This window comes from Roseateles sp. DB2, assembly GCF_051857535.1.
Classification (GTDB): Bacteria; Pseudomonadota; Gammaproteobacteria; order Burkholderiales; family Burkholderiaceae_C; genus Roseateles_B.
In genome coordinates this window covers 129961-143396 of record NZ_JBPZGY010000008.1, presented here as the reverse complement: position 1 = coordinate 143396, position 13436 = coordinate 129961, and the positions used below count along the sequence as shown (strand labels likewise).

Annotated in this window: 12 protein-coding genes; all 12 read right to left on the bottom strand. The window is 70.0% G+C overall.

Annotated features, from left to right (window positions below; translation table 11 throughout):
• Positions 1 to 16 precede the first annotated feature (16 nt).
• The 12 genes from ACS5PK_RS14100 to ACS5PK_RS14045 all read right to left on the bottom strand — a co-directional run bounded on the left by ACS5PK_RS14100 (position 17) and on the right by ACS5PK_RS14045 (position 13390).
• Positions 17 to 823 carry an isocitrate lyase/PEP mutase family protein gene (locus ACS5PK_RS14100; RefSeq protein ID WP_439440887.1) on the bottom strand — a complete coding sequence of 269 codons (807 nt, stop codon included), beginning with the start codon at positions 821 to 823 and terminating at the stop codon, positions 17 to 19.
• A gap of 114 nt (positions 824 to 937) precedes the next feature.
• Positions 938 to 1141: a hypothetical protein gene (locus tag ACS5PK_RS14095; RefSeq protein WP_439440886.1), complete on the bottom strand. Its 204-nt coding sequence runs from the start codon at positions 1139 to 1141 to the stop codon at positions 938 to 940.
• Positions 1142 to 1213: 72 nt separating this feature from the next.
• Positions 1214 to 2548, bottom strand: a complete 1335-nt coding sequence (locus ACS5PK_RS14090) for a hypothetical protein (protein ID WP_439440885.1) — start codon at positions 2546 to 2548, stop codon at positions 1214 to 1216.
• Between the two features lie 97 nt (positions 2549 to 2645).
• On the bottom strand, positions 2646 to 2876 hold the full coding sequence (locus ACS5PK_RS14085; RefSeq protein ID WP_439440884.1) for a formate dehydrogenase subunit delta: 231 nt from the start codon (positions 2874 to 2876) through the stop codon (positions 2646 to 2648).
• A gap of 19 nt (positions 2877 to 2895) precedes the next feature.
• The gene (fdhD, locus tag ACS5PK_RS14080; protein WP_439440883.1) at positions 2896 to 3759 is read right to left on the bottom strand and encodes a formate dehydrogenase accessory sulfurtransferase FdhD; all 864 of its coding nucleotides are present in this window, start codon (positions 3757 to 3759) and stop codon (positions 2896 to 2898) included.
• A gap of 7 nt (positions 3760 to 3766) precedes the next feature.
• The gene (gene fdhF, locus ACS5PK_RS14075) at positions 3767 to 6649 is read right to left on the bottom strand and encodes a formate dehydrogenase subunit alpha (RefSeq protein ID WP_439440882.1); all 2883 of its coding nucleotides are present in this window, start codon (positions 6647 to 6649) and stop codon (positions 3767 to 3769) included.
• A 2-nt stretch (positions 6650 to 6651) separates the two neighbouring features.
• Positions 6652 to 8229 (bottom strand): formate dehydrogenase beta subunit, encoded by a 1578-nt coding sequence (locus ACS5PK_RS14070; RefSeq protein WP_439440881.1) that lies wholly within the window; start codon positions 8227 to 8229, stop codon positions 6652 to 6654.
• Complete coding sequence (locus ACS5PK_RS14065) at positions 8229 to 8693, bottom strand: formate dehydrogenase subunit gamma (protein ID WP_439440880.1); 465 nt, start codon at positions 8691 to 8693, stop codon at positions 8229 to 8231. Before ACS5PK_RS14065 ends, ACS5PK_RS14070 begins: the two co-directional genes overlap by 1 nt.
• Positions 8694 to 8802: 109 nt before the next feature.
• A complete protein-coding gene (locus ACS5PK_RS14060) occupies positions 8803 to 10476 on the bottom strand; it encodes an OFA family MFS transporter (RefSeq protein ID WP_439440879.1) in 1674 nt (557 codons plus the stop codon).
• Positions 10477 to 10668: 192 nt separating this feature from the next.
• Complete coding sequence (locus tag ACS5PK_RS14055; protein WP_439440878.1) at positions 10669 to 11613, bottom strand: LysR family transcriptional regulator; 945 nt, start codon at positions 11611 to 11613, stop codon at positions 10669 to 10671.
• Positions 11613 to 12503: a hypothetical protein gene (locus tag ACS5PK_RS14050; RefSeq protein ID WP_439440877.1), complete on the bottom strand. Its 891-nt coding sequence runs from the start codon at positions 12501 to 12503 to the stop codon at positions 11613 to 11615. Before ACS5PK_RS14050 ends, ACS5PK_RS14055 begins: the two co-directional genes overlap by 1 nt.
• A gap of 17 nt (positions 12504 to 12520) precedes the next feature.
• Positions 12521 to 13390: a substrate-binding periplasmic protein gene (locus ACS5PK_RS14045; RefSeq protein ID WP_439440876.1), complete on the bottom strand. Its 870-nt coding sequence runs from the start codon at positions 13388 to 13390 to the stop codon at positions 12521 to 12523.
• Positions 13391 to 13436 lie beyond the last annotated feature (46 nt).

Sequence of the window (13436 nt, the reverse complement as noted above, 5' to 3'; positions counted from 1 at the left end):
GCGGGACGGAAGAGGGTCAGGTCTTGCGGGCTGCGCTCATCCAGGCATTGGTCCTGGCGTAGTCCAGCGCCTGAGCCCGGTCCAGCAGCTCGCCCTGCCGGTGCAGCAGCTCCATGTCCTGCAGCAAGGCGCCATAGCAGGACTTGAACAGCGCGGCCCCGGCGCTGAGCCGCCGCACGCCGGCCTGGCGCAATGCCTCGGCGCCGGGCAGGCCGGGCCAACTCATGAGGTTCAGGGGCAGGGGCGTTGCGTCGGCCAGCCGGCGCGCCACGGCCAGGTCGGACAGGCCGGGCAGGAAGAGGCCGTCGGCGCCGGCCGCCTCGTAGCGTTGCATGCGAGCCCGGGCGTCGTCCTCCAGGGCTTCGGCCGGCAGCCGGCCCGAGAGATAGGTGTCGATTCGCGCATTGATGAACAGGCGCGACCTGGGCAGGGCCTGGCGCAGTGCGCGGAGCTTGGCTTCCAGCAGCTCGGGAGGCTGGTGGCCGTCTTCCAGGTTGATGCCGACCACGCCGAGCTCGATCAGGGCCTGGACCAGGGAGAGCACCATGCCTGGGTCCTGGCTGTAGCCCTCCTCGATGTCCACGCTCAGCGGCAGGTGGTTGACCTGCTGGATGCGAGCGATGGCGTCCAGCAGGTCCTGGCGCGGCAGCACGCCGCCGTCGGCATGGCCCAAGGACCAGGCCAGGGCGGCGCTGCTGGTGGCCAGGGCGCGGGCGCCGCCCTGTTGGGCCAGGACGGCGCTGCCGGGGTCCCAGACATTGGCCAGGATCAGCAGTTGGCCGGGGGCGTGGAGGGCGTGGAAGTCTTGCGCTGTCGTCGTCATGGATCTGCAGGCGGTGCTTGAAGTGGATGCCTGCACTCTAGACGCCAGGCCGGATGCCGTCTGGCCGGAATCGGACCTGTGCCTGCGCCCTTGCGCGCAGGGTGGACCCGTCGCTCAGAGCACGCCGCGCCGGACCTTGTCGCCCAGCACCGTGATGCCGCGCTGCCCGTCGGCCAGGGGCGCGGTCACCAGGCCCAGGTCCTGGAGGCGCTGCTGGATGTGCTCAGGCACGATGCGGCCGCCGGGCTGCTGCGGCATGTACCAGAGGTGGTCGCGTTCTTCGGGGGTCAGGTGGACGGTGGGGACGGCTTGGCTCATGGGCGGCATTGTGCCGCGAGCGCGAGGGCCATGCGCCGCCCTGAGCCGTTCCTGCCAGGGCTGCTGCAGGTCTCAGCGGCTGGCTCCTGCGGCGGCCTTCGCGGGCGGGGGCTCCTCCAGCAGCGAGCGTCCGCCGCGGTCGTGGCGGGTCTTGCGGGCCAGCGCCTCCAGGGGTTCACCCAGGCTGGGCAGGCGCTCCTCGGCATAGGCCCAGTCCCCCTGGCGGTAGCGACGACGCAGTTCGGCATGCAGGGTGGCGCCTATCTGACAGACCTGCTCGGCCGGCGTCTGTTCCAGGCGCTCCGCCAGCGCCCCTGCGCTGGCTGTCTCCACGGCCAGGAGCGCGTCGTAACGCAAGGCCCGGTCTTCCCAGTCCGGGCGCTGGGCATGGCCCATCGGCACCACGCGGCGGGCCAGGCCCAGGGCCAGGCCGCGGGGTATCAGAGAGGCGCTGTCCCACATCACCCGGGCGATACGGGCGCAGTGCGCGGCAGTGACCGGCTGCTGGCTTGCGGCCTGACACCGGTCCATCAACGGGCGCATCGGCTGCAGGGACCATCCGCTCACCGTTCCGGACAGCAGATCGACCTCGACGCTCTGGGCCAGGCCGGGCGTCTCGGTGCTGGCCAGCGCGGCCAGTGCCTGGCGGAGGGCAGGCAGGTAGTCGTCGTGCCGGCTCGCGTCCTTTCCCATGCGCTCGATCAGGTAGCTGAGCTGTTCCGGCGACGTCGACGGCGCCTGCACCTGGACCAGCCAGGCGGCCAGGTTGTCGGGCTCCAGGCGGGCCCATTGGGCAGCGTCGACCGTGCGGCAGCCCTCGGCCTTGCAAGGCCGTTGCAGGGCCAGGGCCGTCACCATGGGATCGGTGCTGCGCCGGGCCAGGTCCTGCAGGTGGGCGCGGCTGGGGGTGTCGCCGGCGAGGTAGTCGGCGATGGCCTGTGAGCGCAGGTCGCGGCGCGAGCGCAGCGTCCGGAGCCAGTGCCGCAGCACGTGCGCGCGGGCGGCGTCCAGCACCTGCTCGGCATCGCTCGCTGGCGCGTCGTCGCTCATGACGGTGTCGCCCTGAGCGGCGGCCTTTCGTTCCTCGTCCTTCATGGCTTCCCGGGCGCCATAGCTGCACCAGTCCGCGGCCATGCGCCGGGCGCGGGGAGACAGGGTGGAAAAGGGGTCGTCTGCTGCCGGCTCCGCCGCTCGGGTGCTGACGGACGACGCCATGGAGGCGGGCAGGGGCGCGGCTGGCACGACCCTTTGCGGGGCGGAGGCGGGGCCAGCGGCTGCGGCGCGGGTGTGGGTTTCGGGGGCGGCCTCCGCAGGCACCGGCGCGGTCATCAGGCGATACCCGAGTCCGGCCGCCAGGCACAGGGCCAGTCCGGCCACCCCTGCGGTGTTCCAGTCTGTCTTCTTCATCTGCACTCCCTGCGGCGGGCGTGTAGACGCCGGACGCCCCCTTGCGGCAAGCACCGGGGCCAGCGGCAGCCGGCGTGCCGCTGCATGCGTTGGGGGCTCAGCCCAGCGCCGCCCGCCGGCTCTGCACAGCCTCTCTCACGATGGGCAGCAGGGCCGCCATCTCCTCATGCCCCGCCTCCAGCGCGCCGAGGAACTCGCGGCGCATGCGGGGCTCCCAGAACTTCTGGAGGTGCTGGGCGATGCCGTCGAGGGCCTCGGCGTGGTCGGGCATGGCCTGGAAGAAGGTGCCGATCTGGTTGGCCATGCGGACGAGTTTGGCGATTTCCATGATGTGTCGGGATGCGTGTTCAGTGAGGCGTGGCACCGGCGCCCTGTGCGTCCAGGTCCAGGCGCTCGGGGTGGCAGTAGACCACCAGGTCTTGCCCGCGGGCGAAGCCGACGAGCGTCATGCCCGCCTGGGTGGCGGTCGTCACAGCAAAGCTGGTGGGCGCGGAAACGGCCGCCAGCAGGGGCACGCCGGCTATGGCGGTCTTCTGCACCATTTCAAAGCTGGCACGGCTGGTCACGGCGATGAAGCCCTCGCTGGCCTTCACGCCGCTGCGGGCCAGGGCACCGATGAGCTTGTCCAGGGCGTTGTGGCGGCCCACGTCCTCGCGCAGCCAGCGCAACTCGCCGTCCGCCGAGCACCAGGCCGCGGCATGCACGGCGCCGGTCGCCTGCTGCAGGGTCTGCTGCTCGCAGAACTGGCTCATGGCATGGGCAATGGCCTCGCGGCGCAAGACCTGACCCTCCGAGGCCGGCAGCTCCGGCAGGTCACGCGCCACATGCGCCAGGCTCTCCGTGCCGCACAGGCCGCAGCCGGTGCGGCCGGCCAGGGTGCGGCGGCGCTCCTTCAGCCGGGCGAAGGCGCCGCTGGCGATCTCCAGCTTCAGGGTGATGCCTTGCGGGCCGGGCGCCTCTTCCACGCCGTAGAGTTCGTCCGGGCTCTGCAGCAGGCCCTCGCTGAGCGAGAAGCCCAGCGCGAAGTCCTCCAGGTCCAGCGGCGTGGCCAGCATCACGGCATGGCTGACGCCGTTGTACTCCAGCGCCACCGGCACTTCGTCCGCCACCCAGTCCAGCAGCTCCGCGCTGTGGCCGCCGCGCACGCGGCGCACCGGCAGGGCGCGGGCGCCTTCGCAGAAGTCGGCGGGTGGCAAGGGAGGGCGCTTCATCACGGACTCACTTGCCGCCATGCACGACCTCGGCCTGCTGCGCGGCATGCAGCAGCTCCTGCTGCAGGGCGTCGAAGCGGCTGAACTCCTGCTGCCAGGGCGAGAGGGCTTCAGCCTGCATCACCTTCGTCACCTGCACGGCTGTCACCTTGTACTCGGGGCAGTTGGTGGCCCAGTCGGAGTTGTCGGTGGTGATGACGTTGGCGCCGGACTCGGGGAAGTGGAAGGTCGTGTAGACCACGCCCGGCTGCACCCGCTCGGTGATGGTGGCGCGCAGCACGGTCTCGCCCGCGCGGCTGTGGATGCCCACCCAGTCGCCCGCGGTGATGCCACGCTCCTCGGCATCGTGTGGGTGGATCTCCAGCACGTCCTCGCTGTGCCACTGGTTGTTCTCGGTGCGGCGCGTCTGGGCGCCCACGTTGTACTGGCTCAGGATGCGGCCGGTGGTCAGCAGCAGGGGGAATTTGCGCGTCACCTTCTCGTCCGTGGGCACGTATTGGGTGATGATGAAGCGGCCCTTGCCGCGCACGAACTTGCCCACGTGCATGATGGAGGTGCCGGCTTCCTCGGTGCTGTCATTGCAGGGCCACTGCACACTGCCCAGGCGCTCGATCTTCTCGTAGCTGACCCCGGCGAAGGTCGGGGTCAGCGCGGCGATCTCGCGCATGATCTCCTCGGGGTTCGCGTAGTTCATGGGGTAGCCCAGGGCTTGGGCCAGCTTCTGCGTGACCTCCCAGTCCGCATAGCCACCCAGCGGCGGCATGACCTTGCGCACGCGGCTGATGCGGCGCTCGGCGTTGGTGAAGGTGCCGTCCTTTTCCAGGAAGCTGGAGCCGGGCAGGAACACATGCGCGTACTTGGCGGTCTCGTTGAGGAAGATGTCCTGCACCACCACGCATTCCATGGCCATCAGGGCAGCGGCCACATGCTGGGTGTTGGGGTCGGACTGCACGATGTCCTCGCCCTCGCAGTACAGGCCCTTGAAGCTGCCCGCGAGCGCGGCATCGAGCATGTTGGGAATACGCAGGCCCGGCTCGGGGTTGAGCGTCACGCCCCAGGCGGCCTCGAACTGGCCGCGCACGGTGCTGTCGCTGATGTGGCGGTAGCCCGGCAACTCGTGGGGGAAGCTGCCCATGTCGCAGCTGCCCTGCACATTGTTCTGGCCGCGCAGCGGGTTCACGCCCACACCCTCGCGGCCCACATTGCCGGTGGCCATGGCGAGATTGGCGATGCCCATGACCATGGTCGAGCCCTGGCTGTGCTCGGTCACGCCCAGGCCGTAGTAGATGGCCGCATTGCCGCCCATGGCGTAGAGCCGGGCCGCGGCGCGCAGCTCGGCCGCCGGCACGCCGCTGGCGGCCTCCAGCGCCTCGGGCGAGTTCTCGGGGCGGGCCGCGAAGTCGCGCCACTGGGCGAAGCTCCTGGGGTCGCAGCGCTCGGCCACATAGGCCTCGTTGACCAGGCCCTCGGTGACGATCACGTGCGCCATGGCGCTGATCACCGCCACATTGGTGCCGGGCCTGAGCTGCAGGTGGTGCGCGGCCTGGATGTGCGGGCTCCTGACGAGGTCGATGCGGCGCGGGTCCACGACGATCAGCTTCGCGCCCTCGCGCAGCCGCTTCTTCAGGCGCGAGCTGAAGACGGGGTGGGCCTCGCTAGGGTTGGCGCCGATGACCATCACCACATCGGCCTTCTCGACGGACTTGAAGGTCTGCGTGCCGGCCGAGGTGCCCAGGGTCTGGCCCAGGCCGTAGCCGGTGGGTGAATGGCAGACGCGGGCGCAGGTGTCGACGTTGTTGTTGCCGAAGGCGGCGCGCACCAGCTTCTGCACGAGGTAGGTCTCCTCGTTGGTGCAGCGCGAGGAGGTGATGCCGCCGATGGAGTCCCGGCCGTGCTTGTCCTGGATGCGGCGGAACTCGCTGGCGGCGTGCGAGAGCGCCACCTCCCAGCTCACCTCCTGCCACGGATCCTGGATGCTGGCGCGGATCATGGGCTTGGTGATGCGGTCCGGGTGCGTGGCATAGCCCCAGGCGAAGCGGCCCTTGATGCAGCTGTGGCCCTCGTTGGCCTTGCCGTCCTTCCAGGGCACCATGCGCACGACCTGGCTGCCCTTCATCTCGGCCTTGAAGGCGCAGCCCACGCCGCAGTAGGCGCAGGTGGTGATGACGCTGTGCTCGGGCTGGCCGATCTGGATGACGGTTTTTTCCCGCAGCGTGGCCGTGGGGCAGGCCTGCACGCAGGCGCCGCAGCTCACGCACTCGGACTCCATGAAGGGCTGGTCCTGGCCCGGCGAGACGCGGGACTCGAAGCCGCGACCGCTGATCGTCAGGGCGAAAGTCCCTTGCGTTTCCTCGCAGGCACGCACGCACCGGTTGCAGACGATGCACTTGCTGGAGTCGAAGGTGAAGTAGGGGTTGGATTCGTCCTTGGGCAGGTCGCAATGATGTGCGCCTGCCTTCTCGCCGACGCCGTAGCGCACCTCGCGCAGGCCCACCACGCCGGCCTGGGTCTGCAGTTCGCAGTTGCCGTTGGCGCTGCAGGTGAGGCAGTCCAGGGGGTGGTCGGAGATGTAGAGCTCCATCACACCCTTGCGCAGCTGCTGCAGCTTGGGGCTTTGCGTCTTTACCTTCATGCCGGCCTCGGCGGGCGTGGTACAGCTGGCGGGGAAGCCCTTGCGGCCGTCGATTTCCACAAGGCACAGCCGGCAGGAGCCGAAAGGCTCCAGGCTGTCGGTGGCGCAGAGCTTGGGCACCATGACGCCCGCCTCGGCGGCCGCGCGCATCAGCGAGGTGCCGGTGGGCACGGTGACGGTCTGGCCGTCGATTTCCAGCGTGACTTCGCGTTCGGATTCGCGGCGGGGCGTGCCGTAGTCGATTTCGGGGGTGTTCATGGTCATGCCTCCTGTGCCGACGTTTGAACGGACGGCTGCTCGCTCTTCAGGCCGAAGTCCTGCGGGTAGTGGTTGAGGGCGGAGAGCACCGGGTAAGGCGTCATGCCGCCCATGGCGCACAGCGAGCCGTGCAGCATGGTGTCGCAGAGATCACGCAGCAGCACGACCTGCTGCTCGCGGTTCTGGTCGGCGCGCAGGCGGTCGATCACCTCGACGCCTCGCGTGGAGCCGATGCGGCAGGGCGTGCACTTGCCGCAGGACTCGATGGCGCAGAACTCCATGGCATAGCGTGCCAGCTGCGAGAGGTCCGCCGTGTCGTCATGCACGACGATGCCGCCGTGGCCCAGCACCGCGCCCATGGCGGCATAGGCTTCGTAGTCCAGCGGCACATCCCATTGCGATTCAGGCACGTAGGCGCCCAGCGGGCCGCCCACCTGCACCGCCTTGATCGGGCGGCCGCTGGCCGTGCCGCCACCGAAGCTGTAGAGCAGCTCGCGCAGCGTCAGGCCGAAAGCCTTCTCCACGAGGCCGCCGTGCCGGATGTTGCCGGCCAGCTGGAAGGGCAGCGTGCCGTGCGAGCGGCCCACGCCGTGGTCGCGGTAGCACTGCGCGCCGCGGGCCAGGATCAGCGGCGCGGCGGCGAAGGTCAGCACGTTGTTGATGACGGTGGGCTGGCCGAACAGGCCTTGAATGGCGGGCAACGGCGGCTTGGCGCGCACCACGCCGCGCTTGCCTTCGAGGCTCTCCAGCAGCGCGGTTTCCTCGCCGCAGACATAGGAGCCGGCGCCCTTGCGCACCTCCAGATGGAAGGCACGGCCCGAACCCAGCAGGTCCGTGCCGAGGAAGCCGGTGGCCGTGGCGCGGGCGATGGCCTCGTTCAGCACGGCGATCGAGTGCGGGTACTCCGAGCGGACATAGATGTAGCCGCGATCAGCGCCCACCGCCAGGCCGGCGATGGCCATGCCCTCGATCAGCATGTAGGGGTCGCCTTCCATGACCATGCGGTCGGCGAAGGTGCCGGAGTCGCCTTCGTCGGCGTTGCAGACGATGTACTTCTGCCGGGCTTCGGTCTGCAGCACCGTCTTCCACTTGATGCCGGCCGGGAAGGCCGCACCGCCGCGGCCGCGCAGGCCCGAGTGGGTGATTTCGGCGACGATGCCGGCGCCGTCGAGCGCCAGCGCCTTTCGCAGGCCGGCCCAGCCCTCGTGGGCCTCGTAGTCGGCCAGGGAGAGCGGGTCCGTCACGCCGATGCGGCGCAAGCTCAGGCGCTCCTGGCGGGCGAGGTAGGGGATCTGCTCGGTGAGGCCGTGGCACAGCGGGTGCGCACCGCCGCTCAGCAGGCCGGCGTCGAGCAGGGCGGGGACATCGGCTGCCTCGACCGGCCCATAGGCCACGCGGCCTTGGGGGGTCTCGACCTCGACCAGCGTCTCCAGCCACAGCAGGCCGCGCGAGCCGTTGCGGATCAGCTCGATGGCGAGGCCGCGGCACTGGCATTCGGCGATCAGTGCAGCGGCGACCTCATCGGCGCCGACGGCGAGCGCGGCGGAGTCCCGGGGGACGAAGACTTTCACGGCGGACATCAGAGGCCCTCCTTCTCAAGCAGGGCGTCCAGCCTGGCTGCGTTCATGCGCGCATGCAGGCGGTCGTTGAGCATCAGGGCCGGCGAGGACGCGCACAGGCCCAGGCAGTAGACGGGCTCCAGCGTCACTGCGCCGTCGGCCCGGGTGCTGTGCGCCGTGCAGCCCAGGCGCGCTTCAGCATGGGCCAACAGGGCCTGGGCCCCGCGCGACTGGCAGGCCTCGGCGCGGCAGACCTGCAGCACCGTGCGGCCCGGCGGCTGTTGGCGGAAGAAGTGGTAATAGCTGATCACGCCATGGACTTCGGCACGCGAGAGGTTCAGGTGCTCGGCGATGACGGGCACGGCCTCGGGCGGCACATGGCCCAGGGCATCCTGCAGCGCATGCAGCAGGGGCAGCAGGGCGCCTGGGGCCGGCGGATGAGCCGTCAGCACGGCGGCGAGGGAGTTGTTGGTCTGTTGGTCCATGGCGGAACTCGGGAATGGTGCTGCAGGGGCAGCCTTGCTGCGCATTGTCCCCGTTGGGGGCGGCCCTGGCCACGGCCGCCCTACAGCTCGGAGGGCGGCCGTGGCGGGATCAGGCAAAGAACTTCATGACGCTCAGCACGGTCTTGTAGACACCCCAGGCCAGGGGGAGCCCCACGGCGGCCCAGGCCATCGCCACCCACAGCGGCGAGGTGCTGCGAAAGGTCATGGTGCCCGGACCCAGCTCGGCCGCCGCGGCACGCTCGTGCGCCAGGCGCTTTTCCTCGGCCAGCTCGGCGTCGCTCATGAAGTGCTTGTCGGCCACCGGGCGCACCAGCAGATTGCAGACGAGGCCGATCACCAGCATGCCCACCAGGATGAACATGGTCTGGTTGTAGACCTGCTCGCGCGGGATGCCCAGCCCGAGCTGGTAGTCGCGCATGTAGTTCACCACCACCGGGCCCAGGATGCCGGCCGTGGCCCAGGCCGTCAGCAGACGGCCGTGGATGGCGCCCACCATCTGGGTGCCGAAGAGGTCGGCCAGGTAGGCTGGCACCGTGGCGAAGCCGCCGCCGTACATGGACAGGATCACGCAGAAGGCCGCCACGAAGAGCAGCTTGGAGCCCGCCGCGGCGCTGCCCGGCACGCTGGCGTAGAGCAGTCCGCCCAGCACGAAGAAGACCACGTAGGTGAGCTTGCGGCCGAGCTTGTCGGAGAGGCTGGCCCAGAAGAAGCGGCCGCCGATGTTGAAGAGCGAGAGCAGCGCCGTGAAGCCCGCGGCCACGGTGGCGATGGCGGCCAGCTGGGCCTTGTCCAGCTCGCCGAACTTTTGCGGGATGCCGATCAGCGCGCCGCCGAAGACCTCCTGCAGCATGGGGCTGGCCATGCCGATCACGCCGATGCCGGCCGACACATTCATGCACAGCACCATCCACACCAGCCAGAACTGCGGGATGCCCCAGACCTTCTTCACGTGCACATGGCGCTGGGTGATCATGGCATTGCCCGTCTGCGCGGCGGGCGGGGTCCAGCCCGCGGGCTTCCAGCCGGAGGCCGGCACGCGGTAGGACAGCGCTCCGCCCATCATGAAGACGAAATACACCAGGGCCATCACGATGAAGGTCGAGGCCACGCCCACATCCGTCGGGGTGGCGAAGGCCTTCATCAGCTCGGCCGCCAGGGGCGAGCCGATCATGGCGCCGCCGCCGAAGCCCATGATGGCCATGCCCGTGGCCATGCCGCGGCGGTCGGGGAACCACTTGATCAGGGTCGAGACCGGCGAGATATAGCCCAGGCCCAGCCCGATGCCGCCGATCACGCCCGAGCCCAGCAGCATCAGCCAGAACTGGTGCAGGTGCACGCCCAGGGCGGAGATCAGCATGCCGCCGCACCAGCAGACGGCGCTCACCACGCCCGCCTTGCGCGGGCCGGCGCGCTCCAGCCAGCCGCCCCAGATCGCGGCCGAGCTGCCCAGCAGCACGAAGAAGAGGGTGTACATCCAGCCCAGGGTCGAGACCTTCCAGTCGCAGCTGGTGACGAAGAGCTCCTGCCAGAAGCCGATCTCGGGGCCGCACTTCACCGCCTCCTTGATGCCCAGCGCCTTGGACAGCGGCAGCCAGAACACCGAGAAGCCGTAGGCCATGCCGATGCACAGGTGGATGGCCAGGGCCGCAGGCGGTACCAGCCAGCGGTTGAAGCCTGGCGGGGCGATGATGCGTTCCTTGTCGAGGAAGCTGGGTGGGGTGTCGCCCAGCGGGCGGGCGCTTCCGGTGAGGACCGAGGACATGCATGTCTCCTGCGTGTTGTGCGCACTCGTTCGGTGCGGGGCCGAGTGTTGCCACGCCGGGGAGCAGCGTCCAATTCTTTTACGTGATGGGACGATCAGCGTGCGAAATCAGGGTTGCCCCGGGGCTGAGGATATCCGCCCGCAACACCGATCCTGCACCAGGAGATCGCGGGCCGTCCGTCGTGCCCGGGCTCAGCCGCGCAGCGCGCCCGCATGCTGCGCGGCCTGCGCCAGCCAGTCGGGCTCCTGGGCCAGCTGCAGGGCGGCCTCCAGGGCCTGTGAGGGGCGGCTGGCGCTGTGCAGCATGAAGGCGATGGGGATGCGCACCTCGGGGTGGCTCAGCGGGCGAGCCTCCAGCCCGCCATGCTCCAGCACCGTGCCCAGCAGGGCGCCGGGCAGCACGCTGCAGACGCCGCCGGCCAGCACGGCGGTGACCAGGGTGATGGTGGAGTTGGACTCGATGGCGGGTCGCACCACGGCCTGTGCCTCGGCGAAGGCGCGATCGATGATGCGGCGGTTGTGCATCTCCGGGCTGAGCAGGCACAGGGGCAGGCGTGCCGCCTCGGCCCAGGGCAGGGGCGGGCCCATCTGCAGGCCGCCGGCCGCCGAGGTCTCGGCGCGGCGCACGAAAAAGTAGGCCTCGGTGTACTGCGGCAGCAGGCGCAGGGGCACGCGGGTATCGGCCATGCGTTCGGTGTAGCCCAGGCCCAGGTCCAGGGCGAGCTGGTCCAGGCCGGTCTCCAGCTCGATGGAGCTCAGCGAACGCAGGGTGGGCAGGATGCCCGGATGGCGGCGCTGCAGCTGGGCCACGAAGCGCGCGGCGATGGGCATGGCCGTGGGCACGGCCCCTACCAGCAGATGGCCTTGCGGCGCGCCGACGCGGCTTTTCAGGTCCTGGTCCAGCAGCTCCTGCTCGCGCAGCATGCGCCGCGCGCTCTGCAGCACGCGCTCGCCCTCGGCGCTGAAGCCCTCGAAGCTGCGCCCGCGCTTGACGATGGCGCAGCCGTAGTGCTCCTCCAGCGCGCGCAGGGCGTTGGACAGTGCGGGCTGAGTCACATGGCAGGCCAGCGCGGCGCGTCCGAAGTGCTTGTGATCGTCCAGGGCGACGAGGTAGCGCAGGGCGACGAAGAGGTTCATCAGAAGGGATTGCCGGGATCTGCCCAGAGCTCGGGCCGATGCAGCGGGGTCTCGGGGGTGAGCAGTGGATTGTCCAGCTTCAGGACCTGGCGGTGCGGGACGTCCAGCCGCTGCAGCAGCGCGCGGAAGTGCTGGGCGAAGAGGGCCTGGAGGCTGCGCTCGGCCACGGCCTTCTCCAGGCCCAGGCGCAGGTCCTCGGCCAACTGCGGGAAGCGCGGGCTGACGAAGAAGTAGTTGGCCGTGGGATAGCGCAGCATCAGGCGGGGCGCGATGGCCAGGTCCAGGGCGCGGCCGTAGCGCTGCAGCTCGTCCTCGATCTCCATCACCGAGCGCGGGAAGTAGTCGATGCGCTGGCGCGCCAGCATCTGGAAGAGCTTCTCGTACATGCTGGCCGTGCCCACGGGCAGGCCGTTGTGGCGCAGGATCTCGGTGTCGGGCCAGTCGTGCATCTGGCCGGCCTGCAGCTTGCGCAGATGATCCAGGCTGCGCACGCGGGCGAAGCGCTCCAGATCCGCCGCGCGCACCAGCAGCAGCCGCCAGCCCAGGATGCCGCGGTCCAGGGGAATGCGCACCGTCAGCAGCGTGCGCTCGCGCTCGCGGCTGGTCATGCTCCACAGCAGGTTGATGTCGCCGCGTCCGAATTCCAGCTCGCGCAGGCCGCGCCCCTGGGTCATGGCCGTGCCGTTGGCCTGGACCTCGTAGGCATGGGGTCCCTGCGACAGGGCCAGGCGCAGCACGTCCAGCATGTAAGGCAGTTGGGGATCGTGAAAGGCCTCGTGTGCCGGGTAGACCACGCGGGTCACCGGCTGCGCCTGAACCAGGCCCGGGGCCAGCAGGCTCAGCATCAGGCCGCGCCGGGTCAGCGGCGGGGCCGGCGGGATGCGATGCATGCGGGGCCGTCCGGGCTTCAAGAGAACTGCGCCGGATCCGCCCACAGCTCGACCCGCTGCAGCGGCGTGGCCGCCGGCAGCAGAGGATTGCGCAGCTGCAGCTCGCGCCGCTCGGCCAGGCGCAGCGGCTTGAGGCGCATGCGGAAGTGGTTCATGAACAGGCTGTGCAGCAGGCCCTCGTCCAGCAGTCGCTCCAGGCCCCGCTGGAGTTCGGCTGCCAACTGCTGGTTCTGGCGGTTGACGAAGAAGTAGTTGGCGGTCGGGTAGCGCAGCATCAGTCCCGGAGCGATCATCAGCTCGTTGGCTGAGCCGAACTGCTGCATCTCCTCCTGGATCTCCAGCACCGAGCGGGGGAAATAGTCCACCCGCCCGCGGCTGAGCATGGTGAAGAGGCTGCCGTAGACGCTTGTGGTGCCTACGGTCATGCCGTTTGCGCGCAGGATGCCGGTGTCCGGCCAGTCATGGAGCTGGCCCGCCGTCAGCTCCCTCAGGGCCTCCAGGCTGCGGACGGCGGCGAAGCGCTCGGCGTCGCTGCGCCGGATGAGCAGCAGGCGCCAGCCCATCAGGCCGCGGTCGATGGGGATGCGAACCGGCAGCAACTGCTGCTCGCGTTCCTCGCTGGTCATGCTCCAGAGCAGGTCCAGGTCGGAGGATCCGCCGGACAGCTCACGGATCGCCCGCCCCTGGCCCACGGGCTTGCGCACCGCCTGCAAGCGGTAGTGGCCTCCGCTGCGCTCCAAAGCCAGGCGCAGCACGGCGAGGTGGTACTGGTGGATGGGGTCCTGGGCGTCGGAGTCGGCATAGCTGGGGTAGCCGATCACGGCATCCGCCGCCATGGCACGGTGGGTGCAGGCGAGGAGGCTCAGGAGCAGGCAACGTCGATCCATCGTCAGGTACTGCGTGATTGGTATCGATTGTGGAAGCGCGCAGCGC